Here is a 24,393-nt window from a genome sequence, read left to right as displayed (position 1 = left end):
TGGCTGTCACGTAGAAAGCCAGGGAGGCATGATCAGTAGTTCATTTCAGCGAGCTGCTTTTCGGTCACTCGACTCAGCAGCCTGAAATAATCCGCTCGCGAATCTTGGTCAAACACCTTGGTTTGGACTGAAAGCATCATAGCAAGAGCGTCCTCCTCCGTTTTACCAGCAGTGAACGGCAGCGGTGCTGGCGCATAGTGGACGCTCCCGTTGCTAACCGCTACGGCTGCATCCAGCAAGCTCTTCACCTCCATGTAGCGCGGGTACCGTTTTGCGGTCAGGAACAATCCATCGTAAATATCATAATTGCCTTGAAGGGTCTGAACCAAGGCCGCCATCAATGGCCAGTTCGTGTCTGGACCATCATGATCTGATCCACCGACGGTAGGACTTGCGAAAAAGATGACTGTTTGGAAGTTGTTTTGGGCGAACACATCCAGAAGTGCTTTCAGGTTGGTGTCGGTGTCCGATGAAGTCTTGCGGTTGATTTCCATGTGATTTCCTCATTTATGTTGGTGCACCAAATGATGCATCACAAAGATACCACCATCCATCGGAAATAATCAACAAACACTTGACAAATTGACAAAATGTCAATATAGCAAACTATTCGTCTGCCGCTAGCGATCCCGCCTTAGCATCCCTCAAGCCTTCCAGCAGGGCAGTCTGCAGGGTGGTGTTCAACTCTCTCAGCTCCTTGTTCTGGGCCTCTAGGGCGCGCAGCCCCTGCTGGGTAGCCTCTAACCGACCACGCATCTCAGCCGCTTCGTCAGTGGCTTTCGATCGCTGAATCCTTAACTGGTCAACCAGCGTCAACGATTGCTGCAACTCCTTGCTGACCCTCTCTGTTTTGGCTCTCTCATCGTCCCGAACCCTTGCGGTCTCCATCATCAAGTGGTTCTCGGTTTTCTCAAGGTGCTGCTCTGCGGCAACCCGGGCGGTCTCGGCCTTCGCTTGGGCAGTCTCTGTCGCCGTGTTGGCTGCTTTGAGCTGCTCCTGAAGGCGCTCAAGCTCTCCACGATGCATCTCCTGGGTGCGCTCGATTGCACCGTGGTGCACTTCCTGAAGGCGCTTGATTTCCTCGCTATGCGACTGGCTTGAGGTAACGAGCTTTGCATTGAGATCTGCGAGCTCTGCTTGGAGCTGTCGAACATCAGCGCTCACCTGATCCAATTGGACAGTCAGCCGCTCCTTGTCCGCCATGAGTCCGGCCAGCTCTCGGCGCTGGGCCTCAAGGCTCGCTGAAGCAGTCCGTTCATTCTCCTGCGCCACCTTTGCCGCAACTACGGCGGCTGCGGCCTCCGCCTCAAGGGCTTTACGCTCAACCGCATGGGAGTCAGCTGCCGCTCTCAGGGCCACATCCCAGACCTCATCGAGCTTTTCGCACACCGCGTCAGGAACACCAGGTCTTCGCAGCCTGGCACTCAGGACAGGGCCTATCTCGCTCCAGAATTTCTTGATCTCCTCGTACACCAGGTTGGGCGAGGCCTTTATGTCGTGGTTGACGTAAATGCACTCACGAATATCCGCCTGGCGCACTTCGCGCCCCGCATCAAGTAGCTTCCTCGCGTAGACATGCACAAGATCCCGCGTACTTAGCCTTTTGTCAGATGAAATTCCGGTGCTGGTCATTAGGCGTAACCTGATAGGTAGATAGGTAAAGTCAGAAGGCTGGGCGTCGACGATCTCGACGAGAGGCTGGCTTGCGCCTAGGTCGCGCCATCAGACGGGGTGGCGCGGCCCAGGGGGGAGCTTACCCCCACGCCCCCAAAACTGCAAAAATGTACTGTGTATCATACGATCCCTATCGATGCGAGCCGAAACTCGTGAATATCTCCGATTATCACGAATTTTTCAGATGGCAAAAAAACGCCCCTCTAAAAGCCCATCGCTATCAGTAGCTGGCTTTACAGAGAGGCGTTTTTGATTTCTCGCTAAACCCTTATGGACAAGGGGTTCTGGAAATTTTGCTTGCGCTGGAGATCAAGTGTCTACGTCAGCTAAAAATGCGAAACCACAGTCATATATGCGAAAAATGCACAACCACAGTTAAACATGCTAAAGCAAAGCGGCATGGCATCCGCGGAGCACCATCGTCGAATCGATCCATGCTCATCCTCCAAAGCTTAGCACGGAGCGACCGCTGCCCGGCCAAGGTCCGACCAGTTGCAGAAAACCTGCAGAAGCCCTCTATGTCGAGCAGACGGACGCCGGCGGCAATCCACACGATCCGAGGCATGACAGCCAACGGCCGGAAGTAATTCGTGGACTTGGAGGAAAAACGCCATGGTCTGGGAATTAGTTCCGCAAGCATCCTAAGAATTACTTCCGAGGACATAGTAAAAGCACAGCTTCACCTTGCTCATGAGCCGCAGCGCCGTCCAGGGTTTGTTTGAACCGCCCTCGAATGCCGCTCCTACGTCGATTCTGATCAACTCGCAGGGGCTAACGTCGTCAGATTTCACACAGGAGCGCGTGAGGATCCGGTTATTTGGGCTCATTTCAGGGCTTACCGGACATAGTCCACCTAGCTCATCCAGCCACTTGATTTCACCATGAAAGGCCCTAAAATCAGGGCTTTCACCACAAAAGACTTGCGCTGTGGATCAAGCCAAAAATGCAAAGATTTCTCGTGGGCTGCTGCTCTTGCGCCCGGGGAAACTGTCCCGAGATGACTTCAAGCAACTGATCGTTCAGAAGGGATGGCGCATGGCAGATGTGGCTTGCCGATGGTCAATTCGCCCTGAGCACATGAGTCGCATCGCAGCAGACGACGACCGAGACTGTAAATGGGACGATCTGGCGCGAGCTCTACCTACACTGAGCCCTAACGAACAGGCCGCCGTTAAGGCAGCTCGACTAGTGCTGGCGCCACCAACAAAACGGCCGCGCAAGACAAATGCAGTCCATGAAGCATCGCCTGAAATGCCTCAAGCGATAGCGCCCCCTGCTGCGACACCCAAGCCTTTCAATTGGGATCATGATGATGATGACGATGATGACGACGATTTCGCCGGTGCCTATACCGACGGCTATCGTTGGAGACGGTACCTAACCCGCGGCGCCGAGCTTGTCGTCGACAGGGAGATCGACAACTTTGCAGCGTATGGGGCCATCCTGGTGGTGATCGCCACACGGGAAGGCGTCGATTCGGCTGGAGGTGCACAGGAAGAGTACCAGTGCGAAGCACCATCAGGGGCGCAGCGCTGGTTCGAGCCCGATGAGATTGACGACTGCCTTGTCTACAACGGCAAAACGCGAGACATACGATGAGCACGAACTCTCCAGCCGTACACGGAATTCCTTACCTCCAGGCCAAGTCAGAAGTTGCTCTGCTCGATCGCGAGTCAGCTGACGACTTTGATCAGGTCGATGTAATCCAAGCGGATAGCGACATCGAAGCAGCCTGGATGTGGCTCCATGCCAAAGGAAAAAATCCGAAGACCAGGCGCGTTATGCAAAAGGAAGTGGAGAGGTTCATTCTCTGGGCAATGCACACCCTGGGTAAGCAGCTCTCACAGATCACGGTGATGGACATCAACCAGTACATCGACTTTATGGATAACCCCCAGCCGACTGAGGTTTGGGTATCGCCTACAAAGCACAAGCGCTCGAACCCAGACTGGAGACCATTTGCAGGACCTCTTAGCAAAGCATCCCAGCAGTATGCCTTGATCCAGATTGGCAGCATGTACAAATGGATGATCAAGGGTGGACGCCTGAAAGCGAACCCCGTATCGCTCGTGGCAAAGCCACAGGTCGAAGTGGACTTAACAATCAAGCGACTGCTGCCCGAGGCTGCCATCGCCTTGGCATTCGAGGCTATTGCAGCGACCAAAAGCCCACGCAAACGGGCCCGTGACCATTTCATGCTGAGCCTGTTTTACATGACCGGTGTGCGGACGTTCGAAGCGACTGGGGCAACCATGGGCAAGATCAGGCGCTCTGCTAGCGGGGTTCTGTGGTTGGAGGTCCTGGGCAAGCGGAACAAAATTCGAGATGTACCGATATCCGATGATCTCTATGAGGACCTACTGCAGTATCGCGAAGCGTTCGGTTTGCCACGTGAGGTTCCAGTTAAGGACACAACCCCCCTCCTCCTAGCCTCGAACTCAAAGCTCAAACGCGCCCATAACGACACCATCCTGAAATCGATCAAAGACATCATGCATCGCGCTGCAGCCCTCGCTGTTGAGCGCAGCTTATTTGATTTAGCCGACCGGCTTGAAGAGGCCTCAACACACTGGCTCCGCCACTCGTGCTTTAGCCACCTGGCTAAAGCTACCGGCGACCTGGTGATGATCAAGGCGCTGGCTGGTCACAGCAAAATCGAAACAACCAGCCGATATCTGCACACAGAAGACGACGCTTTGCATGCAGGGGTCGTCCAAACACTAAGCACACCGCGACTACACCGGTAGTGTTGCCGCAGGCCAAAGGCCGCCGGCATCGAGGTCGAGCGGCTGGCCGCTGCCGCAGAATGAGGTCGCGCCAAGCGCTGCACAGGTCTGCTGAGCCCTGAGCTCCGACACACCTATGAGCTCCGTGACCTACTTCACCTCGCTCGATGCCCGGCCAACCGCGGGGCTCGCTCTAGGCCCCCTGCCTAGTTGTCCTTTGTTTTGTGCCTCTCCCTTACCTAATCCTGAGCGCCCTACCCTCGACATTTCATGCCGCAAAACGGTCTAACTATCAATTCAGTCATGCGGTTGACAGCTGGTTCTTCGAGATATGACCTAATGACAAACTTCGGTTTATGGTCTATCTCTATCTGGTAGAAACGCATTTATGCTTGTCTGACCGTATGGATTCGTATGAGAATGCGGTCATCCTACCTACTTGGCACTGGTAAATCACATGACTGCAGCTGCTACTCCCCTCGATCAGTACACTTTCACTGATTTCACTCAGTTAACCTTCACCCCACAATTTGTGGCTGAACGCTTGATGATAAGCACTCAGACCCTCAAGGCCATAGAGAAGGAAAACGACCTCAACATCGCTCGTGTAGCTCGTGGATCCGTTGAGGTTCGTAGCTACACGCTCGCTGACATGTTTTTGATCGCCTCGATTCGTCGCGGGAATGGAAACACTAAAGGCTTTTCCCGCCCCATCACCTGCTCTACGTACGTACAGAAGGGTGGCACCGCGAAAACCACCACGACCTGCAACATCGGCATCGAGTTCGCTTTGGCGGGATTCAAAACCCTGATCATCGACAACGATCCTCAAGCCGACGTGTCCAGCATGCTGGGCTATGATCCTGACCAAACAACCGAAGAGCTTGTAGAGCTTGGCCTCCCTGCTGATAGAGCTGTTGAGGGTCATCTCGGCAACTTGATCCGCCTCGGTAACTTCACAGAGATGACGCTTGACCAGGTAATCAAGAAACCTTTCGGCGAGCATGGCCCTCACCTCATCCCAGCGTTTGATTCTCTGGACGACATGGACGTTGTGCTACGGAATGCCCAGGGCGCCGACTTCCGGTATTCACTCTTCATCGAGCGAGCCCGCAAAGGCCTTCTGCCGCACTGCGACCTGTCGAGCTATGATGTGATCATCATGGATAACGCACCCTCTGGAACTATGCTTTCCCGTAACAGCCTTGCCGCTGCTGATTTCCTGCTGTGTCCTATCCGTATGGACAAATTCTCCTTCCGTGCACTTTCCCGTCTGGCGCACAAGATCAATGAAATGAGCTCCGATTTCGGCCGGGCCCCAGAGATCGTTGCAATTCCCACCATGTACATGCGCAACCGCCCACGTCTACAAGCTAACCTCGCTCGCTTGTCCAGCTTGTTCCCCGGCAAGGTTACCGAGCAACAGTTGTTCCACTCCGAGGACTACTCGAAAAGCTTGGAAGACGGTGTTCCTCTCTCACTTTGGAAGCAAGGTAGCGAAAACTCTCTGGGGGCGTTCCGCAGCGTATTTGAGGAAATGGTTGGCAGAATCAAAACGGTTTTGGAGAAGGGTAAATGAGGAGTTCTAGCCCAATTGGCAAACCAACCGTAATCCCGACGGCTGAGGGTACGAGCAGCATTCAAGGTGTTCACGTACCTAAAGTGATTCCGGAGGCCAACCTCCGGCCGATGAGCGATGTGCTGAGTGAGATGGACCTTGATGCGGAAACCAGCAGCTCAAAAGAGCCGCTTGAGCGTGCACCAGTTGCTCAGGCGGACCACGTACATGAGCCGAGCCTGGATGACATAGTCTTGAGCGGGGAGCGCTTGCCAGGCGAGGCGACGTTCTTGCCTTTGGCGCTCATACGCCGAGGCACGTATCAGCCACGCCGCAAGTTCGACCCTGAGAAGCTGGGTCTTCTCGCAAACACGATTGAAGATAAAGGCCTCAACAACGCGATTATCGTTCGCCCTCTCGCGGACGGTACTTACGAGCTGATTGCCGGTGAGCGCCGGTTCCTAGCCCATGAGCTGCTCCGCAAAGACCACATCTACGCGCTCATCCGTAATCTGTCGGATGCTGAAGCGGCTATCTTGTCGGTTACGGACAACGACGCCCGGGAAGACCTTACTGAATTCGAGCGAGGTGCGAGTTACAAGAAGCTTCTCGATGACAAGGTTGTGCAATCCCAGGCAGAGCTTTCCCGCCGTGTCGGCCGTAGCATGGCCACGATCAGCCGCTGCCTTGCTTATTTCAAGCTGCCTGAGGGTGTCATTTCACTGCTGGAAGAAGATCCTGACCTGATTGGTAATAGGGTTGTCTCGGAGATGGTTGCTCTAGCTGACAAGGGACATACTGAAACCGTACTGGCAGCCGCCAACCGAATTAAAGAAGGTGCGTCCCAGGACAGCGCAATCAACTGGGCCAAGGGCGAGGTCCGGCGCAAGACTTCTCCTCAAGCACCAATCCCTCCACGGCAGATCGACTATAAAGAGCGCACCCAATTGGATGCTCGTATTGATGGGCGCAAGTTGATCCTCACCCCTCCCAAAGGCATTGATCCAGCGGAGGTCCTCGCCTACATCGAGGAGATGCTCAAAGCTCGTAGCTAATTCGCTGCCACTCCGCCGCCGGGTCCTCCGGCGGCGTGGCGTCTACGCCCTCCCCCGGTTAATCCTCTGATATTTCTGGCTTTTCACGTTTTCACTGTGAAAATCTCATCCTGCGTTTTCTCCTTTTAGCTCCTATTTTTCACAGTGAAATTCTAGGTTCCGTTGGCTAGTTTTCACTGTGAAAATCAGATCGCTCGCATCTTTTCTCAGTGAAAATTTCACTCATCATCGAGGGTGTCGCGACCAGGCGTCTGACTTAACAGTCGGCATTAGCCTGGTGAGAAGATCTTGCTGCTCAAACCAACACGCACAACGCACCATTCACTGCATACTGCACAGTGATAACTGCACACTGCACAGTTACCACTGTGCACATCGTCCTACCTGCTTGGGCAGCAACGAAGATGCCCGCGTGGAGACCGTTTCACTGTGAAAAGGTCCATCGAGCTTGCCCCTCGCCCAGGCCGACTCCTCGCCTCCAGCCACTGCGCGTCGACTGGGGGAATTTGTAGCTCTCATACACACTTCCCAATGAGACTGGAGCCCCGTCCTGACTGCCGGCTACAGGCTGCGCTCCAGAACTGAGCTCTAAGATCAACGAGAGCGATATCACTGGCATCTCCCACAGGCTGATGTCGGTGCCGATCAGATCCGCTCACCCTTTCACAGTGAAAAGCACCTCAACATGAGCCGGCGAACGAACCAGCTGCTCAGACTGGTCTGGGCAGTCCTACACTCGGCCTGCCTGTCTTTTCACTGTGAATGACCACGCATCAACTGCAAGCACACCAACCCCATGGCGAGGGTTTTAATCACCACCCTTTCACAGTGAAATCATGAGCTTTCCTGGACGTCATCTGCGCTCGAACGATCCACATATAGTGGCAAGCATTGGGGATGACGAGGATAGGCCCCCACGCCCTCAAATAGGCTTAAGCCGCCCTTTCACAGTGAAAGGGAATACCCAAACGTCGACTCAATGGGACCTGATGCAGTCCAAGAGCTGCAGCCTTTCACTGGGTACAACCAGGTTCTTGGTCGTGAGGCGAGCCGGTTATCACGGGCAGGCTGATACGCATCCCGCTGGGCTTTTCACTGTGAAAAGATCTCTCCCTGATCTTGAGCAACTGGCCAAGGGCGCAAGCACGCGACCTGCCTGATTTTTTCACTGTGAAAATCGCGCCTCATTTTCCGATCCAGGCTGTGTGACTCAAACCATCTACCGGCCATGGGATGCAGTTGCACCTTAAGAGCTGTCTTGCCGGAGGGGGCCTTGCATTTCACAGTGAAAAGGAACAGTCCCGAGCTGCTGGGCTGATGCTACCCAGCGCCTTAGCCCTTGTTTGGGTAACGCTAGTACGGTCGCTCCGCCCCCACCTGATGCACACCGGCAGATCGACCCTCATCATGGATAGCTTTTCACAGTGAAAAGGCATCCCCGGCTTAGAGCCACTGGCCGAGAGCAGCTAGAACGAGACATGCCAGGTTTTCACTGTGAAAACCTGGTCACCAGATTCTAAGTTCCAAGTACCACGACTCTCAGCTTTTGCTGTTAACGCATGTACCTACTTTCCAGTAGATGACTCCACTTGAGTGGCTCCAACCATTTCACCGTGAAAAGGTAGACCTGAGCTGCCCCAAGGGGGAACAGCTTGATGCTTCCCAAGCGACTCAATCATTCGGAGCATCAACGAAGCGTCGCCTGACCAGACCTGATTTACACGAGCAGGCCGATCAACATCTCGCGGGCTTTTCACAGTGAAAAGGTTTCCCAGGTACAGAGCCACATGCCAAGGCTTGAAACACGAGAAGGTTGAGACTTTTCACTGTGAAAACTAGGGCGCCTCGATCGCTGTTCCAGGGCGTGTGTCTCTGCCTGGTTGGTCCCTGTCATTTCACAGTGAAAAGGGATGTCTCATGCTAGGCCATAGATCCTGGTTTGATGCTGCCCAAGCGACTCAACCTTTAGCGGCAAAACCCAACGGTCAGCTCTGGTTGTGGAAAGCCGACAGGCATCATCCGGGCTGACTAGGGAGCGAGCACGGCTGACTCGATTAGCGGATATAGGCCAGTACCCATTCCCACGGTTTGTGCTAGCAGGTCCTAGGTAGGTCCTGTACCACCACAATGGAGTACCGTCCTATCCTTCGCGTGCTTTAGGTTCACGGAGCCAAACCACAACCTGCTATCATTAGATTCATATAGCGTACGTTTACGTGTTACATAGCGGATACACAACCATGTGCTGCATATCAGCAGTACAACCTATGGCGTAAACGCCCCCAAATCAGATCTGGAGAAACGCATGTCTATTGCACTGGTATTGAGTGAAGGCTCTGGAACCATCTTTGAAAACAAGAACCGCACGTCTGACGCAGCACCTGTGATGGTCGGCTACATGGAGTTCCCGCTGAACAAGGAGCGCAACCAGAAGCTCAAGCTTGAGGTAGCCGTCTGGGTCAAGCAGAAGCAGGGTACGAACGATAAGTTCTATTCGCTGTCGGTGGGTGGCATCAACGCGAGCCTCTTCAAGGAGGCCGACAAGAAGGAAAAGGGTCCCGACTACGCGGGGAGCTTCGGCTTCAACCACGAAATGCGGATCGCGGGATGGCGTAAGGAAGGCGTTGACGGTGGAGCACCATTCATCAGCCTCTCGGTTTCACCCAAAGTAAAGCCAGCTAGCCAGCAAATGCCATCAGCTGATGCTGCAACGCCAAACAGCCAAACGCCGAATGGTGCAGTGGATACAGGTGATCCAATGTTCCGATTCTGATAAACCCCACGACCCCGCCTTAGCGGGGTTTTTTTTTGGTGCGCCCGGCAGGGCGCGCTCACTCAGGGGTGGAAGTCCCCCGCACACCCGGCAAGGGGAAGTGCTAGCTAGAGGCAAGGGTTTCGCGGGCGACTGCGAGTCTGAAGGAAGCCCGAGGCAAATCGCTGGCCTGACGAACAGGAAGCGGATACGAGGCGGCATGGCGGGGTAAGCAGTCCGAAATCTGCGAAACCCAATACTTGCACAGAACGCCATGACGTAGATCCGACAGGCATAAGCGTGAAAGTGGGTGCGCAATACCCGGGGAGATCTGCACGGTTGCCCGTCAGGGCTACCGGCACCGCGAGGTGCTGGAATGACTGTGCAGAAGTCAGCAGAGGGCATAGTAGGTCGCGAGACTGAAGGCCTGAACGATTAATACCGAGAGTAGAACAGCTGATCTCGACAACCCACGATGACGCAGAAGCTCCCGACACGGGAGGCCTGCCTGCCATGGCCGGACGGAATCCGGAAAGAAGCCCGCAAGGTGCTGAGGGGGTTGCGGCGACGGCTGGGCGAACGAAATCGGAGGACTACCGGCTCATGGAGCAGGTGGTCGAACCCAGCAACATGCGACGAGCGTACAAGCGCGTCCTGAAGAACCGAGGCGCGCCAGGCGTTGATCGCTTGACGGTTGAGGAACTGAAGGACTGGCTGTTGGTGCACTGGCCAAGTGTGAAGGCGGCACTGCTGGAGGATCGGTACCTGCCACGGGCGGTGCGCCGAGTGGACATTCCCAAGCCTAATGGCGGGGTTAGAACACTCGGCGTACCCACGGTGGTGGATCGGCTTATCCAGCAGGCGCTCCATCAAGTACTGCAACCGATCTTCGAGCCAACCTTCTCCGATGGCAGCTACGGCTTTCGTCCGCAGAGAAGTGCGCTCGATGCGGTCGTCAAGGCGAAAGAGTATGTGGCCGAAGGAAAGCACTGGGTAGTGGACATCGACCTGGAGAAATTCTTCGACCGGGTCAACCACGACGTGTTGATGGCTCGACTCGCCTATCGAGTGAGGGATGGTCGCGTACTCAAGCTGATCCGGCGCTTCTTAGAGGCGGGGATGATGGCTAATGGCGTGATTCAACCCCGCAGCGAGGGTACGCCTCAGGGTGGGCCGCTGTCCCCATTACTGTCGAATATCCTGCTGACCGATCTTGATCGAGAGCTGGAAAGGCGGCAGTTGAAGTTCTGCCGATATGCTGACGACTGCAATATCTACATCGGCAGTGAAGGCGCAGGGCAACGGGCGATGGCGAACATCAGAGCCTTCCTGGAGGGTCATCTGAAGCTACGTATCAACGAGCAGAAAAGCGCAGTAGCACGGCCTTGGAAGCGAAAGTTTCTGGGCTACGCGATTACGATCTATCGCCAAGAGACACGGGTGCGACCTGCCCCCGAAAGCCTGCGAAGACTGATGGATCGAGTTCGTGAGTTGCTGCGCAAGGGGCGAGGACGGTCCTTGTCTCACACTATAGAGATGCTAAATCCCGTGTTGCGGGGTTGGGCAAACTACTTTCGGCTTACCGCGAACATGCGGATGCTGGAGGAACTCGATTGGTGGCTGCGTCGAAAACTACGTTGCCTGCTCTGGCGACAGTGGAAAACCCCGAAGACCCGCGAACGACGACTCATCTTGCTTGGGCTTAGGCCTGAGCGGGCGTGGAAGTCGAGTGTAAACGGGCGAGGGCCTTGGTGGAACTCGGCATCCAAACACATGAATCAGGCAGTACCGACGTTGTACTTCGCCAAAATGGGGCTGGTCTCGCTGCGCAGCACTGTGCAGGGACTCCAGCGTATTAGTTGAACCGCCGTATGCGGAACCGCACGTACGGTGGTGTGAGAGGGCTGAGGGAAAAAAAATCCCTCACCCTACTCGATCCTGTCGAATTGGCCAGGCACCACCCACGCTGACGTAAGGGCTCTAACAACAGCTTGGCAGGAAGCTACTGCAGTATGCGGAGTGACTGAGTGGCAGAGTGCTGTAGGAGGGCGGCTAACATGAGCGCCGGAGCGGTTGTCTAGCACCAGCCGGCCCCTTCGCAGCAAACTTGCTGCACACATCAAGCCAGAGAGCCGCTGCAGAGCAGGTCACCGGCCATGACTGACCCGATTCCGTTGCCAGTTGATCTACCGCTGAACGCACCACAACCTCGTTACCACTAACCGCAGTGATTTCGCCGGCAGAGATGATGGGATCTACGGTTAACGAGCAACGTGACCACCCAAGCCTGCCCCCTTGTTCGGTTTGCTCTGGTCGACTCGATCGCCCATCGCGGGTTAAGCCCCTGCCACATCCATCCGGCACCAGGGCTCCAGCACGCCCGCTCAACGGCAGATTGTTGACCTGCCATCGCTGTGCTCATTGGTTTTCACGTGAAAACCTGGCGCCGTCCAATTGTGCCATTGCTAGATGAACGCCCCCTCAACGGCCCGTCCCCCTGGATCCGCCGGCCGATATACGAGCTAAAGCAGCGAATTGTGCCATCGCTAGAGGATCGAGAGCGCCTAGATTGCCAAATGTGCCACGCCTAGAGCCTAAAGCAGGATCCGCCCACCAAATGTGCCATCGTTAGATGATGGTCCTGGAGATAGCGTCCACTCCAGATGTGCCACGCTTAGTGCAGTAGCTCATCTGGCTTATGCCACTTTTCACAGTGAAAACTATATCAACGATGCCGTTTACGAGCTCCGTTCAACTAGTACAAAGAGACGGAGGCAATGTGCGTCGAGTCTATCAGGTAAGAGAGGGGGTCCAAGGGGGGGCTTACTACCCTTGCCCCCTCAATTGTGCCATCGTCAGGGGCACTGGAGGCTCTGTAGGTGTCTGATAAGGCTCAAGAATCGAAATGTGCCATCGTTAGAGCATTGCTAAAGCAATTGCTGAGGATTAGCGCGTTTGGGTGCCGCGAATCTTGAGGAAGAGTGCCATCGTTAGGGCTGGTGCATATGCCCAGTTATGAGCCGCAGATAAGCTGGAGGCACCGTATTTATTGGGCTCCAGCAAATTGTGCCATGCCTGGGAAGCCAAATTCCTAGGGACGGCACAATTCAGGAGATCCTCTAGCAATGGCACAGGAAGGTACTAAACGTGGCACATAGCTCTAAGGATGGCACTGGCGACATCTAGCCCCGGCACATAAGCCTAGAAAGATGGCACTGTTGTCCCTGGGGATGGCACAGAAAAATGGCTGTAGCCCTTGTGGCGTAAGGGTTTGGAGTCTTCACTAACAAAGCTTTAAAAAAGCAGTGAAAACAGAAACAAGCTGTTGTAGGTTTTTTGCTTTCGCAATTTTGAGTCAAAAGCGAAGAGCAAAAAGCACCCTCTAGGCATGGCACAATTGACCACTGACGGTGGAACCGTAATTTCGTTGACCGGACGACAATTGATCGAGTAATGTGCCACCACAGTCACTGATGGCACAATTCACAATGGACTCAGAAACCCCCACACCGAGAGCTCCGCGAGCAAAGCGTACAACCGGAGCAACAACGGAAACTAGTCCAGCGAAACGCAAGAGAGCACCAAAGCTCCAGGTCGTTCGAGATGTCGAACCATCCAAAGCCGTTGAGCTGAGGAAGGCGACCGAAGCCCTGTCAATGCGAAACGTCTCCGCCACTAGTGACTTCACCTTCCTACAGCGAAAACTCTACAACACACTCCTGCAGTTCGCCCAGCAACGGCCACGGGAGGAGATGGTTCACGAGATCCCGATTCGAGACGTCGAAGACAACATTGGACATACCACGTCCAATAGCCGCGACTACCTCAAAAAGGTGCTCGTGAGCATGTCGCAGACGCAGGTTGAGTTTGACTACAAGGGTGAGAGCCCTGGCCGAAAAAGCGAGTGGGGTATCGCAAACCTAATTGCTGAAGCCTACATCCTTGAGGATGGGCAAACCCTGCGCTTCTCGTTCCCACCAGATCTGAAACGCCGGCTGCTCGACCCAGCGATCTTCAATTTGATCGATCTGCGGATGCAGTACCACTTTTCAAGCTTTTCAGCGCTTACGCTCCACGAGATCACGTCACGCTATTTTGGCTCACCCATGGGTGAGACCTACCGTGCGCACTGGTCTGAGTGGAGCGTTGTGTTGTCTGGATCAGCCACTCCGCACGCCGAGTTTCGCGATTTCAACAAGATGCTTGGTCGTGCTATCGACCAGGTCAACAGCATCGAGCGAAGATTCCGCATCACTCCGCACGTGACCAAGGCCAACCGGAAGATGGATAAGCTCTGGTTCAAATTGGAGACCTTGGTTCAACCAGGCTTAGACCTGGGACCATCCCCCGAGCTGGTTAGCCAGGACGTATCCAAGCGCCTGAAGGCACTGTCCTTGAGCAAAAAGGACATCGATGAGCTCGGGATGACTCATGATGAAGAATACCTCTTAGCTCAAGCTGACTACACAGAAGCGCAAATGCGCAAGGAGGGGGCCAACGTTGCAAGTCCCGCGGCATATTTCAAGGCTGCGGTCGCCAACAACTACGCCAAGGCGCCAACCCAGAAGAAGGGAGCGGAAGCTGCCAAATCCCAGAAGCCAGCGGCTAACGCTACTAAGCCAGCTGCGAAAGCAAAGCCAGCGCCGAAAGCAGCACCAACGAATCAAATGGCTGACCTTTTGGAGCAGTGGGGAGCTGCTCAACGCGAGACTATCCGTGGCGAGTTCCAGGGGTTGTCGGATGAAGAAAAGAACGAGCTGGCTGAGAAATATGACGCCGAGCTGAGGAAGGATGACTTCGCTTACGGGCAGTACCGGACCAAAGGATTGACTCCTATGGTGACCAATTGCTTGGTGGCAATCTTGTTCCAGGAACGCTTCCCTGAGACTCCGACCCCGGAAACGCTCCTTCAATTCTTGCTTAGTGGCGGCAAGATCTGACGCTTTGTTACGCGGGCTCAGCCATTTGCGCGGTCCGCTGCACAAGGTTCAATAGGGTATCGGCTGAAAGGTAAGGGGCATTCTTTAGCATTTGCTCAATGAGCAAGGTCACAACCCCGAAGCAGTCGCCTGGACCTATGGGTACCGATCTTGGTGCACGGCCTTTCGTGTTCACCGAGATGAACACTTTCCCTGGCTGATTCTCGATGGTGAACCATTTTTCGTTCTGCGCGCCGTGGCCTTTGCCATCGAATTTCGTCTGCATCTGCATGAAGGTGGCTAGTACACCAGGCAGCTCGCGGCCAGAAAGCTGAATACTGATCTTTTCGGCCCAGTTGAACGTCCGGGATGCGGTTGCTTCGGCAGCTTCGATCCGAATCGTATGCTCTCCGCTTCTGGTTGTATCAGATTGGAAGCACAAGGCCACCTTCGCCCCGTAAACATGCCGAGTGACGAAGGTCTTCTTGTCTGCAGACTCGCTCGATAGCTCAGAGGTTACTGGTTCTTCACTAGTCTGGATTTCGGCGGCCTCTATCAACACCTCTTGTTCCTCAAGGCAGGAGAACTGCTGATGTAAGCTTCTGTAGGTGTCACAGAGATACCTGCCAATATCTGAGTCCGCACACCCGCTATCCGACCACTGCTTGAGCTGCTGAGAAAATTTCGGCCCTTCGACCTTCCCGATGTTGATCAGCACAGACAGAGACGGTTGTGGCAGATTGGCTATGCGGATGCGTTCGACACACCCCGGGAGAATCGTGAAGAAAATCCCTTTGAGGTAGTGCAGGGCAGTGTGGTCGCCAGCTTGCGCCCTTTCGATCGCGTCACTAAGTGCATCTCCCTCTGATTGGTAAACCTCATCGAGCACATCGCTGGACGGTATTGGGATTCGCAAACTAGAGAGCTTGGCGGATGCAGACTGGGCATCAAAACGCATATAAGAAAACCCTTGGCTCAGAAAATACCGTTACTTGGCTAACGGATACTAGCAATACAGCCAATTCTTATCAATACGTGTTATATGTCCTATTGGTATATTCGGATTGCTCTATAGTATTTCTATGTCTAAGGCTTTGTTCAGCTCATCTTCTATGTCGACTGAGCAACCACCCAGCAAGAAATCAGATTTCTCCAGGACGCCCAGTGCCATCATGATCAGTGGGGTTCCGATATCAATATGCTTCGCCACGACCCTGATCGCTGAAAGATCACGCAGTGAGGGTTTTGGGCGCCCAGTGCGCCATGAGTTGAGCTTTTCAAAAGGGACATGAATTTTTTCGGCCGCCTCCTTTAGGTTCTCAGACCAGGTGGCTGCGATCAGTTCATCCAGGATGAAAGTTGGAGAAGAGGCGACGCCTGCCTTTGTGACGTCCTCGAAATAGGCTGCAGTCTCATGGCTCTCGCTGACTGCTTTCGCATTGAACATCGCGGACTGCTGGATAAGGCAGTAATCCGACCAGCGGAAAACGTCCGCCATCTGCAGGACTCGAAAACCAGAACAGTCAAGAAATGCAGCGATTAGGTCTATTCGTTTTCGATCCAGTTCGTCGTGGAGGGCACGCGGCTTGGCTTTTGACTCATCCCCAAAGCAACTCGCTAACGTGTCAGCGGTGAAACCACAAGCTTTGCTGGCTTCTTGGAAAGGGAGCGATAGCAGTTCAGATCTATCGATTATGGCCTGATAAAGGCGGAGCCCTGGGTTCACTACAAATCCTTCTCTCTTAACCGATCATCAGCACAGATTCAGACACACGTTGTCGGCAGGTATCCAACAAATCATGAGTGAGACCTAAGGAATTTATGATCTCGGTGTCCATCTGATCTGCGAGTGACGATCTATCCAACCCCATAACCACGCCGTAAGCATAGGTCGAGGATACTGATAGCAATTGGCCAAGGATATCGGGTAGCGGTGATCTATTGGAATACGTTTGCAACGCTTTTTGAATTGGGGCCGGGAATTTCCAGCGTTTCAGCAGCTCTGCACCAACCTCAGCATTGTCAAATCCTAGCTGAATCTGCTCTACGGGACGTCGGCCCGCGAAGTCGAATGGATCTACGGACTCTACTACGACACAAGCTTCTTCTGGGATTACGAGGTGAATGAGCAGGGCGCCAATGCCTTGCATCAAACCAGTCGTGAATGCGACATCTCGGTCAGCTCCGATGCTCTCGGCCAGAAAGGAAGCCATGAATGCGGTATGCAAACCCATCTTCCAGTAGGTCGGCATATCAATGCCTGGGGCGTCAGGCAGCGCCTTCAATAGGCCGGTGGTAATGATGGTGGTTCGGAAATTGTGAATGCCAATGGTCGATATGGCGTCCTCAAGACGGGAAATAGTACCGCTCCTGCCGAAATAAGCAGAATTTGCCGTGCGTAGCACCTTCGCCGCGAGAGCCTGGTCAAGGCTCACGGCTTTCACAATGTTGGCCAGCGGTACTGAAGGGTCCCTCGACATCGCTAGCAGTTCCATTACCACCGAGGAGATCGTTGGTAAGGCTGCAGGATTCTGAAAAATTTTTGCCAGGGGTTTCATAAAAATCTCAATGAGAATATGAGTCAGCTATCCAGAGGTAGAAAGTCAAATTGTAACGTCTTGAGGGGGGGATGGTTCATTAATCATTCAAGGAGTGAGGCTCAACGCAGATGGGATAAAATGCCATAGTGAAGTAATTACTCTAACTTCTATCTCGTACAAATACGCCTACAGTATCGCTATGGCATGATTTAGTATTTTGCGTTATGTGTTCGTGATTTCACTTTATAAACGCATGTGACACATCCCTTGAAGCAAGGCCGTTAGGCGAGAAGCCTTAACAGCACACTCTTTCAGGAGACCCCACATGATTTCGCACCCTCAACACACTCAAGCGCAAACTCGATCCCTGCTGATTTCCGGGCTGTTCCCCAACGGGGAGCTGTTCTCACATGAGGTCCATGCCGACTCATCCTACGAAGCCCAGATCAAGGTGCTTGCCCAGTGTCGCTACAGCGATTTTGGGGGAGACCTAGATGTCACCGGGCTCGCGGATGCTGCGACTGGTTCGTCTGTTCAGGACGCACTTCTGTCGGCTGGCCAGGACCTCCTCAGTGAAGTTGAAGCTGTCGAGTATGTGATCCACACCGTTCAAAAATCCCTCGACAAAGGCCGTATCTTCTCTGCTGGTTCTGCCAGCGAGTTGAGCGCCTTTGTTGAGTTCTTCGACCTCATCCTATCCGAAGCCCCTCATACGTTTGACGGTTTATGTTCAGGCGCTACGGTGGCAGATGATGAGGAAATCACCCTTGATTTCGAAGATTCCAGTTCCGCCGAGTTTGCGCTCGTACCGGCCGATGCACTGCTGGTGCTGGCGACTGCGGCACTGGAGGAAGGGAGGGCTGCTGCCGCATATCAAGTACTGACTATGGCGAGCATCACCCGTGTTGCACTGAGCAAGGCCTGCATTCGGGCCTTGGTTTAAAAAGGACCTTCTGGACACTCTCCAGAAGGTCCTTTTTTTTTACCACTGCATTTTCAGTTGGTGTAACTCGCTGATGCGCGCACACAGCTGATCCTCGATGAGAATCACCTGGCCTTTCAGTAGCACTCGAATACTCGCAAAGTGTTCACCCTGCACCCATCCCGCCCGCACAGGATCAACAAGACATTTGATACTGCCAGTCAGATCGGATGCGATGAAGATCAACCCCATTTCCCCATCAATGCATGTGGTTTCGGGTGGTTCTGCAATCAAGTAAACACCCTCAAAGCTCCGGCCAGCTAGAAGTGTTGCTATGTGGTGGTGATGGCCGCTTGCCGCATAGGTTTCAGCGTTGCAAATCATAGAAATTCCGTTGAGTCAGTAGAAAATGCGCTGTACCTAAGGTATAGTAATTTTTTATACAGATTAATTATATTTACTTTTCCGAATCTTACATCATTGAGGGTTACACATGAGCAAGCTGGCTGAGTTTCGCGCTGCTGAAAAAGCTCTGCAAGAGCAACTTTCTGCCCTGGAAGCGCTGAAGAATGATTCTGGTCTGCAGCGCGAAATTGAATTCGAAGAGAAGCTCAAGAGCTTGATGCAAGAGTACGATGCGAATTTGGGCAAGGTAATCGCTATTCTCGATCCGGCTTCGGTCCAGCGCAAATCGTTTACAAGCCCTGATAGCAATCGCCAGCAGCGCAAGCCACGTGAAGTCAAAGTCTACAAGAACCCACACACCGGTGAGACTATCGAGACCAAAGGTGGCAATCACCGGCAGCTGAAAGAGTGGAAAGCGCAGTGGGGCGGTGATGTCGTTGAAGGATGGAAGAACTAAGCAAGCCTAGCTCCTCAGCTGAAGACCGGCCGCAGAGGCCGGTTTTTTTGGGCCATAAAAAAACCCGCATATGTGCGGGTTTATATTTAAGAGCGCTTACCTTGAAGCCGCTGCTCTACAGCTTTTCTCATACGAATTTCGTAGTCAATCCGCTGCTCATACCGGGCTAGAGCCGTGGCATCGGGCTTGGTCTCGTTGTTGCGCCACCGGTAAATCGTCATTTTGGTCACCCCAAGTGTGGTGCCCATGTCTTCGTCGTCATTGGTACCGAGGCGTTTCATCCAATCGGTCAGAATGACGCTCATGTCTCGGTCGAAACGCTTAAGGCGTTCCCTGCGGTGCGGTTCTTCTGCCAGAAGTCCCCGAGCCTTTTCCATTACTTCATCCGGCACCGACGCTGTACGACCATAAATGTAGGAGGATAGGCGAGGGAGACCGATACCCAGGGCAAAGGCATAATCTTGATTGCGCAAGCCCAGGTCAGAGCCAATCTTGACCAATTCTTGCTGATCTGCCGAAAGCTCGGCACGGCTGCCGCCGCGAGGACGCTTGCTGCTAGCGTCAGCTGGTTTGGTTTGTGACGTAGTGTCCGTCTCGTGCTCTTCGTCCGAAGGCTTAGGTTGTACAAGGCGCACCATTGGATCTTGATCCATGGCATAAATGCCGGAACTGGCCACTGTTTGTTCTCCGTTGATCACTCGTTTAAGTGCTGCGGCCATTTTGATGGTGGCAGCTTCTGTATCGATATCTCGATCGTGGTCTACTTCTACCTGGTCGGCAAGACCGACCTGCTCCAGCTCTTCACCCTTTTCCTCCATGTCCTCGATGGAGCGATGATTGATCAGTAGCTTCTGGCGGTCCCGGAGGACTTCTCTACTTACGTTATGCGCTACTGCGTAGACAACGGCATACACAGCGTCTTGATCTTCGATTTTTGCCAGCATCGAGCCAAAGAAGACCTCAAGCGTCCTTTGCATGACCTCATCAAAATCTGTGAGTTCGCACTTGTTCTGCCGAAGCTTCACCCTGCAGATTTTGCGGACGCGCTCATCGCGGTCCATCTCGTAGGCCAAGCGGTTTACAAAGGTGCGCGATCGGTCCGTGTTCGAGATGTAAGTCCCGCACAGCTTTTCGAAGGTCGAGGGAGGGCCGGAAGGCTCGGAGGAGGGGAGATGCTCGATGTCGGTGCCTAGTGCAAGCCCTGAAGCAGTTTCTTGCTCCAGGGCATCAAACTTTTCTACTGCCATAAAGGGCTCGTTGATTTATCAATCCTACGCAGCCACGGTATCCACAGATCGATCCAGTTGAGGGAGAGCGACACTCCTGAATTGCGCCAGAGAACTGGAGACATCAAGGAGGACATTGATGCCGGCAGCCAAGATCTCAGTCTTGATCTCAGGGTAGGCACTCATCGCTTGCTCGATCCGCTCACCTACTATCCGCATCTGGTCCGCTCTGTTGAGGTCATCCACCCCAAACACTGTGCTGGGGTTCTGACCAGGCTCAACACCAAGGGCGTCCAGGCCGATCTCGATTGGGGAGTACTCGTGAATCATGAAGCATTACCTCTGGTAGCGGCCACATAGGGTCGCCTTTATTGATTATACGTACGTGACAGATAACGTCAATCAAATCCATAACGCGTATGTGGAAGATTGGCAGGTTTCAATCGTTGTACTGTGCATTACGCAGGCATGAGATTGGTGAGGCAGGAGGGGTCAGATACAGGTCAGCTGGATTGCCTGTTCGAAGCCGAACAGTGCCGCACGAACCTCTGTGACATCAGATGCAAAAGTTGACGCGATGACGACACCTGCAAGCAAAATTTCCGTCTTAGCTTCTGGGAAGTCTGTCATCGCTTTGCGCATGCACTTCGACGCGCACTTGTTGGAGCAGCTTTTATTGAATCTCGGGCAATGTGGCTTGCCATCTGTTGAAAGGCATCCGAGCGACGAAAGACCAATTTCCGTAGCTCCCTGGTATGTGTCAAAGCTGAAAGACATACAGTATCCCTATTCCCTATCTAGTCCGTTGATTGGCAGTCCGTTGATTGGCGCTGTTTGTCAAATTATAGGGACGTGATGTCGGAGGGGTCAACGAATCGGCGCCAGAAAAGTTCCGTAGCAAGCTAACTTTAATGCGTGCAAAATTTGGTATGCACGATTTTACGTCTGCAAAAATGCGGTTAAGGAATGGCGTATCGAAAGTGTAGTTTATTTGTGGAATAAAAAAACCAGCACCTTAAATAAGGCGCTGGTTTATGTGGTGCAGTTAGAGAAAGACATCGCCATCAGGAACAATGAGAATGTCGTCTGAGGTGTCTACCATGCTGGTTTCGCTCTCGAACAGGTCTCCGGTAGATCCAATTACAGGTACAGCCTTTACTTTGCTCGGTTGCGTGGTCCTTTTTGTCAGGATGGCACACTGAGCAACATTAGGCTGCTTTACTGTCGGGCGTGGGCTTATGCCGTTGCTTTGGGGGAGGCTCTTGAGGCTTGAGGCGCTGCTTCTTTTGGGGGGGTATGGAATGTCGCTCAGGTCATAGGGCTTAGGCGTATCCCGCTTGCGCTGAGGTTGCTCTGTATCTCTTTGTTCGTATGTTTTGCGAGGTCTAAATTCCGAGGGGTTTGACTGAGGCTGGAGTGCTGGCCAGTATGTAAAATCCCCTGTTTTCCACCAGGCAATTACCGGAAAACATATAAGGACTGTCAAACCAAACAGCGTTAGCTTGTTCGCCACATCTGTCATTGCCACTAACACAATGTAAATAAAGACTGTGACAAACCAGGTGGATACATGCCTATTGATACGTTTCATTCGCTCTCCTGGGTTTACCTTATGAAAGGTGATGCTGCACATGGCTGTGCAAACAGAAGGCAAAAAAAACCCCGTTTCCGGGGGCTGTGTGGCGTTAGAAGATGAAATCCCTCTTCAGGTCTTGAGTCGTTGGTTGAGATGCTGGCTGGCCAGAGTGTGCGGTTGGAGGAACAGTGTGTGGGTTCTTCACCGCCGGTAGCGCAGGGATACTCAGGGGGGCACCCAACTGATCCCGAACAATCACACTCTCTACAGAGGGGTTCCTGTAGGCATCAATTTGGCTTTCAGTCAGCGTTACACCGTGTGCCCTTAGCAAGGCACGCCAGTCGACCTTCCCTTTACGTGCGGAAAGCAGAACAGAAACACCATCACTTTGATGTCGTTTGCGGCCGGGGTGTCCGTCCAATTGTCGTTCAAGCCAATAGAGGAGGTGAGGTTGCCCTGGAGGCGAGCGGTATCGCCGGTGAAGTATGCCTTCCCGTCGACAATCTCGGTCTCGGCTTTGGCGCGAGCGGCAGTCGTTGGGTCGGTGAGTTCGACGGCAGGAACCGCCAGGGTGGGGTACATGACCTCAGTGCGCTTACCTTCGTGATACGCGACCACCTTAATGGCGCTACGACCCGCATCCAAACCGATTGCTACGCGACCTTTCATGGAATTAAACCTATATAAACCAGTGACTTAGAGGGGTTAATGATGCGCACTGCACAGTGTGCAGTACCTACAGATCAGTACGCAGTAGCTACTGCCCTGTATGCATTGAGGCGAGTCCAAGATACATAACACGTATTGACAATACTGGATAAGCACAAAGAAAATTCTCCAGAACGCGCCCCTCGGCGCGGCTATACACAACCCCCCGGCGAACGCTTAAACAATGGCTATACACAACCCCCCCTCCATCGACGATTTCGAAGAGCTGCGGCGCAAAGGCAAAGAGTCGGTCGACACCGCCGTCGACTACCTGATCCGCATCGATCAGCTCCTGGTGCGCATGGGCGAATTGCTCTACGTCATGCAGCCGTTTCAGACGGGGCGCATAGGGATCGATTTCAACCAGCACCGAGGTCAATCCAGGCCATTCGTGCGGGTGTACCGCAAGCTCAAGGCCGGCAAGGGAAAATGGATGTCCACGAACGTGAGTCATAAAGGGCTGACGAAGAGAGTGAAGCGTGCACGGGAGTTCGAGCCGAACCACAAGCTGGTACTGATCCTGTGCGAGAGGGTTTCCAAGCTCTTTGACCTTAGAGCGGAAATGCACGAACGAGTACGAAATATGAGTCATGGCGTAAAGCTAACGCTCAAAGCACGCGAGGATGATTTGTCTTCTCTTGAGACATTGGTGGGCAGCATGCTGGACCAGATCGAAACCAAGTTTGAAGGAGAGCTCGACGTGGACGAGTAAGCCTTAATCTGATTCACGAAGGCCTTGTCGATTAACGTCGGCAGGGCCTTTTTTGTGGCTGAGCGGAACCGGAAACATTGCGGTGTCAGGCCAAGTAGGAACCGGGCTATGGGCAAAGCGGACTAGAAGCAAACCGGTTTTATGCGCAGTGAGACCCGCGGCTATGGTTAAGCGGGCCAGAAGCCTACCGGTGGTTTGGCCAAGTAGAACCCGGGCTTGCTGGGCGCAGTGTGATCTGGTTGCGGAGACTTGCATTCGCATTCGGTGGTGGGCCGAATTCTACCTGGGCCGGGCGGTGTTGGATCCGAGCCGCCTCGCGCCCATCCCCTTAATCTAATTTTATTTCCTTCATTCATTTTCTCTTATTCCGGTCGCACCATAGATCTCGTTCTGGCTCCGGCACTTGTGTCAGAGCCTCTTTTGCAGCTGCCCGTTGTGCCACGCCCCATTGTGCAAGTTTGGTTTGGGTGTCCGTCCGTGCTGCTGTCTGTTGTTTGCCTGCCAGTTCTGTCTGTGCCGCTTGTGACTCTGCGCCGACCGGCTCCTTCTGCCTGCGAGGCGTTGAGCTCATTCTGCCGCTGTAGATTCTCTTTTCTCTCTTCTCTTCTTCATCTCCATTATTCCACTGCGACTTCTACGTCTTCTCATGCTCGTGCGAATCTGTGAGGTGCCGCCCTGTTGTTCTCGCGCCAGTTCTATTTGGTGAATTGTGCCATCGCTAGTTTGGGTTCTTCTTGTTGCGCTGTCGCATTGGCATTTCATTATTCCGATGTCTGTGCTGCCGGTGCGTGCTTGACGCTTTTGCTTCCTTCGACAGCATAACCATTTGTGCCTCTCTGTCTCAGCAGGCCGGCCCTGCCGGGAGACCTTGCGGTTGCGCCTAGCAATACAGTCCACCAGCTGTCGGTGGCGACCCCAAGAAGGATCTGACGGGGGAGGAGAGCGACGGGCTGAGAAGGATGCGACGGGGGCTGCGGCCGCCGTGCAGAAGCTCGGTGCTGATCCTGCAGCTGGCCTCTGATGATCGCTAGCAGTCGGTGGTGGGTACCGTGGGATCTGTGCGGCGGTTCGCGACCATTGGCTTGCCCGGTGCTGCTGTTTGACCAGGTTGGCAGAGTGCGATGGGTGGCGCCCGGTGGCGGGTGGTGTTGGATCTGAGCAGG

Annotated in this window: 21 protein-coding genes; 10 read left to right on the top strand and 11 right to left on the bottom strand. The window is 53.8% G+C overall.

The window, feature by feature from the left end; genetic code table 11:
- Positions 1–32: 32 nt before the first annotated feature.
- Together KW568_RS30145 and KW568_RS30140 are read right to left on the bottom strand one after the other, a co-directional pair.
- Complete coding sequence (locus tag KW568_RS30145; protein WP_016486990.1) at positions 33–494, bottom strand: hypothetical protein; 462 nt, start codon at positions 492–494, stop codon at positions 33–35.
- A 112-nt stretch (positions 495–606) separates the two neighbouring features.
- Positions 607–1,632: a DNA-binding protein gene (locus tag KW568_RS30140; protein ID WP_016486991.1), complete on the bottom strand. Its 1,026-nt coding sequence runs from the start codon at positions 1,630–1,632 to the stop codon at positions 607–609.
- Positions 1,633–2,601: 969 nt separating this feature from the next.
- Here KW568_RS30140 and KW568_RS30135 point away from each other — a divergent pair.
- From KW568_RS30135 to KW568_RS30105, 7 genes are all read left to right on the top strand, one after another.
- Entirely contained in the window at positions 2,602–3,273 is a 672-nt protein-coding gene (locus KW568_RS30135; protein WP_169739404.1) for a hypothetical protein, read from the top strand.
- Positions 3,270–4,421: a tyrosine-type recombinase/integrase gene (locus KW568_RS30130; protein ID WP_004574781.1), complete on the top strand. Its 1,152-nt coding sequence runs from the start codon at positions 3,270–3,272 to the stop codon at positions 4,419–4,421. Before KW568_RS30135 ends, KW568_RS30130 begins: the two co-directional genes overlap by 4 nt.
- 436 nt (positions 4,422–4,857) lie before the next feature.
- On the top strand, positions 4,858–5,979 hold the full coding sequence (locus tag KW568_RS30125; RefSeq protein WP_004574780.1) for a ParA family protein: 1,122 nt from the start codon (positions 4,858–4,860) through the stop codon (positions 5,977–5,979).
- A gap of 110 nt (positions 5,980–6,089) precedes the next feature.
- Complete coding sequence (locus tag KW568_RS30120; RefSeq protein ID WP_169739405.1) at positions 6,090–7,013, top strand: ParB/RepB/Spo0J family partition protein; 924 nt, start codon at positions 6,090–6,092, stop codon at positions 7,011–7,013.
- A 2,305-nt stretch (positions 7,014–9,318) separates the two neighbouring features.
- The gene (locus KW568_RS30115; protein ID WP_004574778.1) at positions 9,319–9,786 is read left to right on the top strand and encodes a hypothetical protein; all 468 of its coding nucleotides are present in this window, start codon (positions 9,319–9,321) and stop codon (positions 9,784–9,786) included.
- Positions 9,787–10,278: 492 nt separating this feature from the next.
- Positions 10,279–11,628, top strand: coding sequence for a group II intron reverse transcriptase/maturase (gene ltrA, locus KW568_RS30110; protein WP_020415617.1), 1,350 nt, complete (start codon positions 10,279–10,281; stop codon positions 11,626–11,628).
- Between the two features lie 1,793 nt (positions 11,629–13,421).
- Positions 13,422–14,705 (top strand): RepB family plasmid replication initiator protein, encoded by a 1,284-nt coding sequence (locus KW568_RS30105; RefSeq protein WP_004577638.1) that lies wholly within the window; start codon positions 13,422–13,424, stop codon positions 14,703–14,705.
- 7 nt (positions 14,706–14,712) lie between these two features.
- Here the strand turns inward: KW568_RS30105 and KW568_RS30100 are convergent, their stop codons facing one another.
- The 3 genes from KW568_RS30100 to KW568_RS30090 form a co-directional block, all read right to left on the bottom strand.
- A complete protein-coding gene (locus KW568_RS30100) occupies positions 14,713–15,642 on the bottom strand; it encodes a hypothetical protein (RefSeq protein ID WP_004577637.1) in 930 nt (309 codons plus the stop codon).
- Between the two features lie 111 nt (positions 15,643–15,753).
- Complete coding sequence (locus KW568_RS30095; RefSeq protein WP_004577636.1) at positions 15,754–16,410, bottom strand: hypothetical protein; 657 nt, start codon at positions 16,408–16,410, stop codon at positions 15,754–15,756.
- A gap of 16 nt (positions 16,411–16,426) precedes the next feature.
- Positions 16,427–17,242, bottom strand: coding sequence for an HDOD domain-containing protein (locus tag KW568_RS30090; RefSeq protein WP_004577635.1), 816 nt, complete (start codon positions 17,240–17,242; stop codon positions 16,427–16,429).
- A gap of 307 nt (positions 17,243–17,549) precedes the next feature.
- On the opposite strand from KW568_RS30090, the gene KW568_RS30085 reads away from it, so the two are divergent.
- Entirely contained in the window at positions 17,550–18,167 is a 618-nt protein-coding gene (locus KW568_RS30085; protein ID WP_004577634.1) for a hypothetical protein, read from the top strand.
- Between the two features lie 39 nt (positions 18,168–18,206).
- On the opposite strand, the gene KW568_RS30080 is transcribed toward KW568_RS30085, so the two are convergent.
- Positions 18,207–18,530 (bottom strand): hypothetical protein, encoded by a 324-nt coding sequence (locus tag KW568_RS30080; RefSeq protein WP_004577633.1) that lies wholly within the window; start codon positions 18,528–18,530, stop codon positions 18,207–18,209.
- A 109-nt stretch (positions 18,531–18,639) separates the two neighbouring features.
- Here KW568_RS30080 and KW568_RS30075 point away from each other — a divergent pair, with 109 nt between their 5' ends.
- Positions 18,640–19,008 (top strand): histone-like nucleoid-structuring protein, MvaT/MvaU family, encoded by a 369-nt coding sequence (locus KW568_RS30075; protein WP_004577632.1) that lies wholly within the window; start codon positions 18,640–18,642, stop codon positions 19,006–19,008.
- Between the two features lie 86 nt (positions 19,009–19,094).
- On the opposite strand, the gene KW568_RS30070 is transcribed toward KW568_RS30075, so the two are convergent.
- The 5 genes from KW568_RS30070 to KW568_RS30050 form a co-directional block, all read right to left on the bottom strand.
- A complete protein-coding gene (locus KW568_RS30070) occupies positions 19,095–20,255 on the bottom strand; it encodes a hypothetical protein (RefSeq protein ID WP_004577631.1) in 1,161 nt (386 codons plus the stop codon).
- Between the two features lie 24 nt (positions 20,256–20,279).
- The gene (locus KW568_RS30065; protein ID WP_004577630.1) at positions 20,280–20,564 is read right to left on the bottom strand and encodes a hypothetical protein; all 285 of its coding nucleotides are present in this window, start codon (positions 20,562–20,564) and stop codon (positions 20,280–20,282) included.
- Positions 20,565–20,726: 162 nt separating this feature from the next.
- Positions 20,727–20,876: a hypothetical protein gene (locus tag KW568_RS30060; RefSeq protein WP_154670349.1), complete on the bottom strand. Its 150-nt coding sequence runs from the start codon at positions 20,874–20,876 to the stop codon at positions 20,727–20,729.
- Between the two features lie 403 nt (positions 20,877–21,279).
- Entirely contained in the window at positions 21,280–21,825 is a 546-nt protein-coding gene (locus tag KW568_RS30055; protein ID WP_004577629.1) for a hypothetical protein, read from the bottom strand.
- 309 nt (positions 21,826–22,134) lie between these two features.
- Positions 22,135–22,479: a hypothetical protein gene (locus KW568_RS30050; RefSeq protein ID WP_259539108.1), complete on the bottom strand. Its 345-nt coding sequence runs from the start codon at positions 22,477–22,479 to the stop codon at positions 22,135–22,137.
- Positions 22,480–22,702: 223 nt separating this feature from the next.
- Here KW568_RS30050 and KW568_RS30045 point away from each other — a divergent pair, with 223 nt between their 5' ends.
- Positions 22,703–23,230 carry a hypothetical protein gene (locus KW568_RS30045; protein ID WP_004577623.1) on the top strand — a complete coding sequence of 176 codons (528 nt, stop codon included), beginning with the start codon at positions 22,703–22,705 and terminating at the stop codon, positions 23,228–23,230.
- The last annotated feature ends 1,163 nt before the right edge of the window (positions 23,231–24,393 follow it).

This window comes from Pseudomonas sp. HD6515, assembly GCF_024971855.1.
Lineage (GTDB): Bacteria > Pseudomonadota > Gammaproteobacteria > Pseudomonadales > Pseudomonadaceae > Aquipseudomonas > Aquipseudomonas alloputida.
The sequence above is the reverse complement of the archived record's forward strand: the minus strand, read 5'-3'. Positions and strand labels throughout refer to the sequence as shown.